Genomic DNA, 6,155 nt, shown 5'->3' with positions numbered 1-6,155 from the left:
GCCAGACGCGCCGCCTCGATCTGGGCCTCGCTGGGCGCGCCGCCTCCAGCGCCCGGAGGCGGCGCGCCCAGCGAGGCCCAGATCGAGGCGGCGCGTCTGGCGCTGCAACCGCCTTTGCAGGTGATGACCGACAGCGCCTGCGTCATCTATGGGCTGAACTGATGGGGTTTTCTGTCGCGCCCGCCTTCGAGGCGGGATCGGTCGCCGCCGCCGAATGGCCTTTGTGCCATGTGCGGCTTCAGGGCGACGCTCGCTTTCCTTGGCTGATCCTGATCCCTCGCGTCGAGGGCGCGGTGGAGCTGGAGGATCTGAGTGTCGAAGAGCGAGCCGTGTTAATGGAGGAGACGGTGCGGGCCGGAGCGCTGGTTCGGCGGCTGGGTGCGGTCGAAAAGCTGAACGTCGGCGCCATCGGCAATGTGACGGCGCAGCTGCATGTCCATGTGGTGGGCCGCCGCCGCGACGACGGTCTCTGGCCCGATCCGGTCTGGGGTCGCGGACCGGTTGTTCCGTATGCGGACGGTGAGCGGGCGCGGCGGCTGACGATCGTCTCCGGCGGCTAAATGATATCCAGCGGCACGGCGTGTTTCGGGGGCGGGAAGGCCGCATCCAGCCGTTCCAGGTCTTCCAGGTCGAACTGGATGTCCAGGGCGTCGGCGTTGGCCTCGACGTGTTCGACCGAACTGGCCTTCGGGATGGCGATGACGCCGTCCTGGCGCAGGACGGCGGCCAGCGCCACCTGGGCCGGGCTGGCGGAATGGCGATTGGCGATGTCGCGGATCAGGGGCTGCTCCAGCAGTTCGCCTCGCCCAAGCGGCGAATAGGCCATCATCGGCATGTCGCGCGCCTGCATCCACGGGAAGAGGTCGAACTCCACCCCGCGTGAGGCGAGATTATAGAGCAGCTGGTTGGCGGCGCAGTCCTCGCCCCCCTCGATCTCCATCAACTGCTCCATGGCGCGCAGGTCCAGGTTGGACACGCCCCAGCGGGCGATCATCCCTTCGTCGACCAGATCGCGGAAGGCCTCGACGGTCTCCTCCAGCGGCACATGGCCTTCCCAGTGCAGCAGATAGAGATCCAGCCGCTCGACGCCAAGCCGTTCCAGCGACTTCTCGCAGGCCAGCATCATCTTCATCTCCGACGCATTCTCAGGCCGGACCTTGGAGACCAAAAAGACCTCATCGCGGCGTCCGGCGATGACCTCGCCCACCAGACGTTCCGAGCGACCGTCACCATAGAGTTCAGCCGTGTCTATCAGGGTCATGCCCAGGTCGATGCCGCGCGCCAGGGCCTGCTGCTCTTCATCGCGCCAGGCCGGGTCGTCGCCCAGCTCCCAGGTGCCTTGGCCGAGGGCGGGAACGGTCGTACCGTCCGCAAAAGTGACGAGGCGGGTCATGTCCGTCCTGACGATAATGAGCGGCGAAGACGCCGTCGGAGGAAGTGATGCGAACCCGGCATATCAAGACCGACGGTCTGGTCCAACAGGTTCTGGAGGCCGGGTTCGAGGATGACAACGCGCCGCTGGTCCTGCTGATCCACGGCTTCCCAGAACTGGGGATCAGCTGGCGCGCCCAGGTCCAGGCGATGTCGCAGGCGGGCTATCATGTCGTCGCCCCGGACATGCGGGGCTATGGCGGAACAGAGAAGCCGGAGGGGGTGGAGGCCTACGCGATCCTGCATCTGGTCGGTGACATGGTCGATCTGGTCCGCGCGCTGGGCAAGGCGTCCTGCATCGTCGTCGGGCATGACTGGGGCGCGCCGGTGGCCTGGCATTGCGCCCTGTTGCGGCCGGATCTGTTCACGGCGGTCGCGGGGCTGTCGGTGCCGTTCCAGCCGCGCCGACCCAAGGGACCGCCCACGGCCGCCATGGCCGCCATCTCGAAACGGGCCGGGCTGGGCGACCTCTATATCAGCCGATTTCAGGCGCCGGACGCGCACCGCGCGCTGGAAGCCGATCCGGCGGTGGCGCTGAGGAAACTGTTCTACGCCTACGACGGCGCAACCCCCGCCGATCGCAGATCGACCGGCTTCATGCCCGAAGGCGTGGCCCTGCTCGACACCATCGCCGACAACGCGACCCTGCCGCCATGGATGAGCGAGGCGCATTTCGATGAATATGTGCACGCCTTTTCGGCGGGCGGGTTCGAAGGGCCCCTAAATTGGTATCGGGCGATGGACCTGAACTGGTCGTTGACGGCTTTCGTGCAGGACCAGAAGATCACCCCGCCCGCCCTGTTTGTCGTCGGCGAGGACGACCCGGTGCGCCACTACGCCGGCGGGCATGAGGCGAGCCTGAAGGACTGGGCGCCGAACCTGATCCGCTCGGTCGTCGTGCCGGGCGCGGGTCACTGGATCCAGCAGGAACGGGCGGATGAGATCAACCGCCTGCTGCTGGCTTTCCTGAAGGGCCTCTAGGCCGCCTGCTTCGTCGCCATCTGATCACGCACCTCGGCCACGATCTCCAGGCTGCGGATGCGGGCGGCGTTGTCGAACATCATGCCGGTGACCATCAGTTCGTCCACGCCGGTCAGGGCGATGAAGTCGGTCAGCTGGCGCTTCACCGTCTCCGGGCCGCCGATGGCGGAATAGAGCAGCCGGCCCTTGGCGCCCGCGATCTGCTGCGGCGTCAGGATCGCGGCGATGTCATCGACGGGCGGCGGCAGCTTGCCCGGCTTGCCGGTCGAGAGGCGAGCGAAGCTCTGCTGCATCGACGTGGACAGGCGCACGCCTTCCGCGTCCGTATCGGCGGCGAAGACGTTGATCGCGGCCATGGCGTGGGGCTTGGCCAGGCGATCCGAGGGGACGAACTCGCGGCGGTACAGGGCCAGGGCCTCCAGCAGCAGTTCGGGGGCGAAATGGCTGGCGAAGGCGTAGGGCAGGCCGAGCTGACCGGCGAGCTGGGCGCTAAATAGGCTGGAGCCCAGAAGCCAGATCGGTACGCGAAGGCCGGCGCCCGGCACGGCGCGGACGGGCTGGTTCTCGGAGGCCGGTTCGAACCACTGGATCAGTTCGACGACGTCGCGGGGAAACTGATCGACGCCTTCGAAATAGCGCCGCAGCGCGCGGGCGGTCGCACCGTCCGTGCCGGGCGCGCGGCCCAGGCCGAGGTCGATGCGGCCAGGGAACAGGGTCTCCAGCGTGCCGAACTGTTCGGCGACGACCAGGGGCGCATGGTTGGGCAGCATGACGCCGCCCGAGCCGACGCGGATGCGCTCGGTCCCCGCCGCGACATGGCCAATGACGATGGCGGTCGCCGCGCTGGCGATGCCGGGCATATTGTGGTGTTCGGCCAGCCAGAACCGCTCATAGCCGAGCCGATCGGCGGCCTGGGCCAGGGCCAGGGTTTCATCCAGGCCGCGTCGGGCGTCGCCGCCTTCGACGATGGGGGAGAGGTCGAGAACTGAAAACGGGATCATGACGCCTAGATCGGGTCTCTCCCTCGGGGTTCAAGGGCGAGGGTCTGGAACCGCAACCGGATCAGGCGCTTTAAACTGATCTCGACGAGCGGAGCGATGCGCCATGACCGACACCGATTCTCCCAAGCCCGAAGCGGATTGCGACGACGCCCGCGAAGCCGCCGACATGGGCGAAAAGCCGGATCTGGGTCACAAGGCGGATACGCTGATCGACGCCCTGGACGGCAGCGATTCGGGATCCGACACGCGGGCAGGCTCGCTGCGCGGCGGTTCGGCTGCGGGTACGGATGACGACCCCGATTCCGCCGAGATCAACGACCGGCTGGCGAAGGAAGGCTCCAAGGACCAGGACGACGCCGCAGACTGAGCGGGCGCCTTGCCGCCGCCGCAACCATGCGCCACGGTGGCGCTCTGACCTTCCATCGGTCCAAGGACGACCTTTCGATGACGCTTCGCTTGGCGGCCTCCGCCGTCGTGGTTCTGTTTTGCCTCGCAGGATGTGATCGCTCGGCCCAACCGGTCGAGGCCAAGGCTGCGCCTGATGCGTCGGCGCCGGCCGTCTCTGATGTGACGCCTCCAGCAGCCGCAGCGCCCGCTGTTGGAGGAGGGGCTGCGTCCGCCGCCGACGGGCCGCCGTCCTTCGCCGTCGTGTATCCCGGCGCACAGGTGGACGGCCAGCCTCTGGCCGCCGGCGGCGAGGCCGGGCCGGGCGGCCTGGTGACCTTCACCACCACCGCCTCGCCGGACGATGTCGTCGCCTTCTATCGCGAGCGCGCCGAGAAGGCGGGCCTGCGCTCCGTCGCCGGAATGAACCAGGGCGACACGCGTGCCTATGGCGCGGCGGCGGACGCGGTGAACGGCGCCTCGCTGCAGGTCGTCGCCACGCCGACCGAGACCGGCGTGACCTCGGTCCAGCTGGGCTGGAGCGCCGGTCAGTGAACCGGGTCGCCGCCCTGGGCGCGGCGACGGCGATCCTGCTGGCCGGTGGGTGCGCAGGGGCACCCAAGCCGGACGGCGCGATGCCGGCTGAAGGCTATCTGAGCGATGACGTTGTCGTCCAGTTGACGAATGCAGTCCCGCCGGCCCCGGCTCCGGGGTCCGTCGCGGATCTTGCGGACAAGGCGGCTTCGGCGCGTCTTGTGGCGCTAGAGGACGGCGACCGTTGGCTGCTGGCGACCGCCCATGCCGAGTTGCGTCCGCCGCTGGCCCTGCAACATTTCGATTGCGCCTTGGGTGTTCGTCTGGGGTCGGCCGAGACGCCGGCGCTGGACCGCGTGATGGCGCGGATCTTCCACGATGCAAACAGTGCGGCCGAACGCGTCAAGGCGCGCCAGGCGCGGTTGCGGCCGGTCGGCGACGATCCCGGTCGCCGCGCCTGCCAGACCCTGACGCCGGCGGCGAGACGCAGCGCCTCCTATCCGTCCGGCAGCGCAGCGGTCGCGACGGCCTATGGCGAGGCCTTTGCGGCGCTGGAGCCAGACCGCGCGGAGGCCGTGCGCCGGATCGGCCATGAGATCGGGGTCAGTCGCCTGATTTGCGCCATGCACTATCCGACGGATGTCGCGGTCGGCGAACAGATCGGGCGGGATGTTGGGGTCAGGGCCGTCGCCACCCCGGCCTTCCAGGCGGACATGGCGGCGGCGCGGGGCGAGCTGGCGGCCGCGCGTCGCAGCGGCCTTACCAATCCCGGCTGCGCGGCCGAGCGCGCGGCCTTGGCGATTCCTCTGCCCTGATGACGGCGGCGCTGGCCCTGGCCTTGCTGACCCTTCAGGCGCCGGCCGTTCGGCCGTGCACGCCGCAAGAGGTGGCGGCGCTGACGGCGCCGTCGACGCAGCCGTATCGCCTGACGTGCCAAGCCGAACTGTCAGGTGTCGATATCCGCCGCCGCGTTCTGATCGAGGGCGCGGAAGGCTCAGGCGCATCACTGGATTGCGGCGGCGGGACCATCCGCGCGCCGGGCCCGGCGACGACCGCCGCCCCGACCCTCGCCGTCTGGTCCCGCCGCGAGGGCGATCGGTGGTCGCGGCCGGTCGATGTGACGATTCGAAACTGCACCGTCGTCGGCAATGTGCGGGTCTGGGGCATGGGGGCGGGCGGATCGATGCGCGACCTGTTGGCCTCGTCACGCACGGCCGGACACACGCAAGCGGCCCAGTCCGCCGCGCCGCTCCGCGTCACCCTGGACCGGGTCCGGTTCGAGGGCGTGGGGACCATTCCCCTGTATGTCGGACCCGGGGTCACGCGCACCACGGTGACGCGATCCCGCTTTACGGGGCGCTCTACCTCGACCGCCATCTATCTGGACGCCGAGAGCGCAGGCGCGCTGATCCAGGATAACGATTTCGATATTCACACCGGACGCGAACAGATCGCGGTGGACGGGTCGGGCGCCAACCGCATCGTCGACAACCGGCTGGCGTTGCACGGCAAGGGCGGGGTGTTTCTGTATCGCAACTGCGGCGAGGACGGCGTGATCCGCCACCAGACGCCGTCGTATAATCAGATTACGGACAATTTGTTCACCGGCGCGGGCTGGCTGAGGCCACGCGTTGTGGTGATCGGGTCGCGCGAGGGCGGACGACGCTATTGCGGCGACGACCGGGGCTGGCCGTTCGGGTCCAGCGCGGACGACGGCGACGGCGCCACGGGAAATCTGACGGCCCGAAACGTCGTGCGACGCTGATCGGCACCTTGCGCAGAGCGGTGGTTCGGGGCTGATTGCGGGACAGAGCGATCAAGGGG

Annotated in this window: 8 protein-coding genes; 6 read left to right on the top strand and 2 right to left on the bottom strand. The window is 68.9% G+C overall.

Annotated features, from left to right (window positions below; all coding sequences use genetic code 11):
* The first annotated feature begins 158 nt into the window (after positions 1-158).
* Positions 159-560, top strand: a complete 402-nt coding sequence (locus GGC30_RS14770; protein ID WP_370452015.1) for an HIT domain-containing protein — start codon at positions 159-161, stop codon at positions 558-560.
* Here the strand turns inward: GGC30_RS14770 and GGC30_RS14765 are convergent.
* Entirely contained in the window at positions 557-1,393 is an 837-nt protein-coding gene (locus GGC30_RS14765; protein WP_153925709.1) for an aldo/keto reductase, read from the bottom strand. The genes GGC30_RS14770 and GGC30_RS14765 overlap by 4 nt on opposite strands.
* A gap of 47 nt (positions 1,394-1,440) precedes the next feature.
* Between GGC30_RS14765 and GGC30_RS14760 the strand changes: the two genes are divergently transcribed.
* A complete protein-coding gene (locus tag GGC30_RS14760; protein ID WP_153925707.1) occupies positions 1,441-2,412 on the top strand; it encodes an alpha/beta fold hydrolase in 972 nt (323 codons plus the stop codon).
* On the opposite strand, the gene GGC30_RS14755 is transcribed toward GGC30_RS14760, so the two are convergent.
* Entirely contained in the window at positions 2,409-3,413 is a 1,005-nt protein-coding gene (locus GGC30_RS14755; protein ID WP_153925705.1) for an LLM class flavin-dependent oxidoreductase, read from the bottom strand. The two genes, GGC30_RS14760 and GGC30_RS14755, sit on opposite strands and share 4 nt — an antisense overlap.
* Before the next feature lie 103 nt (positions 3,414-3,516).
* On the opposite strand from GGC30_RS14755, the gene GGC30_RS14750 reads away from it, so the two are divergent.
* The 4 genes from GGC30_RS14750 (at position 3,517) to GGC30_RS14735 (ending at position 6,096) form a co-directional block, all read left to right on the top strand.
* Positions 3,517-3,780 (top strand): ribonuclease, encoded by a 264-nt coding sequence (locus GGC30_RS14750; RefSeq protein ID WP_153925704.1) that lies wholly within the window; start codon positions 3,517-3,519, stop codon positions 3,778-3,780.
* Between the two features lie 77 nt (positions 3,781-3,857).
* Entirely contained in the window at positions 3,858-4,352 is a 495-nt protein-coding gene (locus GGC30_RS14745) for a hypothetical protein (RefSeq protein WP_153925702.1), read from the top strand.
* Entirely contained in the window at positions 4,349-5,146 is a 798-nt protein-coding gene (locus GGC30_RS14740) for a PA-phosphatase (RefSeq protein ID WP_370452014.1), read from the top strand. The genes GGC30_RS14745 and GGC30_RS14740 overlap by 4 nt, the downstream gene beginning before the upstream one ends.
* Complete coding sequence (locus tag GGC30_RS14735) at positions 5,146-6,096, top strand: right-handed parallel beta-helix repeat-containing protein (protein WP_153925698.1); 951 nt, start codon at positions 5,146-5,148, stop codon at positions 6,094-6,096. The genes GGC30_RS14740 and GGC30_RS14735 overlap by 1 nt, the downstream gene beginning before the upstream one ends.
* Positions 6,097-6,155: the final 59 nt, after the last annotated feature.

Source organism: Brevundimonas sp. SPF441 (genome assembly GCF_009661015.1).
In the GTDB taxonomy this organism is placed as follows: domain Bacteria; phylum Pseudomonadota; class Alphaproteobacteria; order Caulobacterales; family Caulobacteraceae; genus Brevundimonas; species Brevundimonas vesicularis.
The sequence above is the reverse complement of the archived record's forward strand: the minus strand, read 5'-3'. Positions and strand labels throughout refer to the sequence as shown.

Coding starts and splice junctions, on each gene's coding strand:
- GGC30_RS14765 (WP_153925709.1), bottom strand. CDS start 1,393: ATGACCCGCCTCGTCACTTTTGCGGACGGTACGACCGTTCCCGCCCTC.
- GGC30_RS14760 (WP_153925707.1), top strand. CDS start 1,441: ATGCGAACCCGGCATATCAAGACCGACGGTCTGGTCCAACAGGTTCTG.
- GGC30_RS14755 (WP_153925705.1), bottom strand. CDS start 3,413: ATGATCCCGTTTTCAGTTCTCGACCTCTCCCCCATCGTCGAAGGCGGC.
- GGC30_RS14750 (WP_153925704.1), top strand. CDS start 3,517: ATGACCGACACCGATTCTCCCAAGCCCGAAGCGGATTGCGACGACGCC.
- GGC30_RS14745 (WP_153925702.1), top strand. CDS start 3,858: ATGACGCTTCGCTTGGCGGCCTCCGCCGTCGTGGTTCTGTTTTGCCTC.
- GGC30_RS14735 (WP_153925698.1), top strand. CDS start 5,146: ATGACGGCGGCGCTGGCCCTGGCCTTGCTGACCCTTCAGGCGCCGGCC.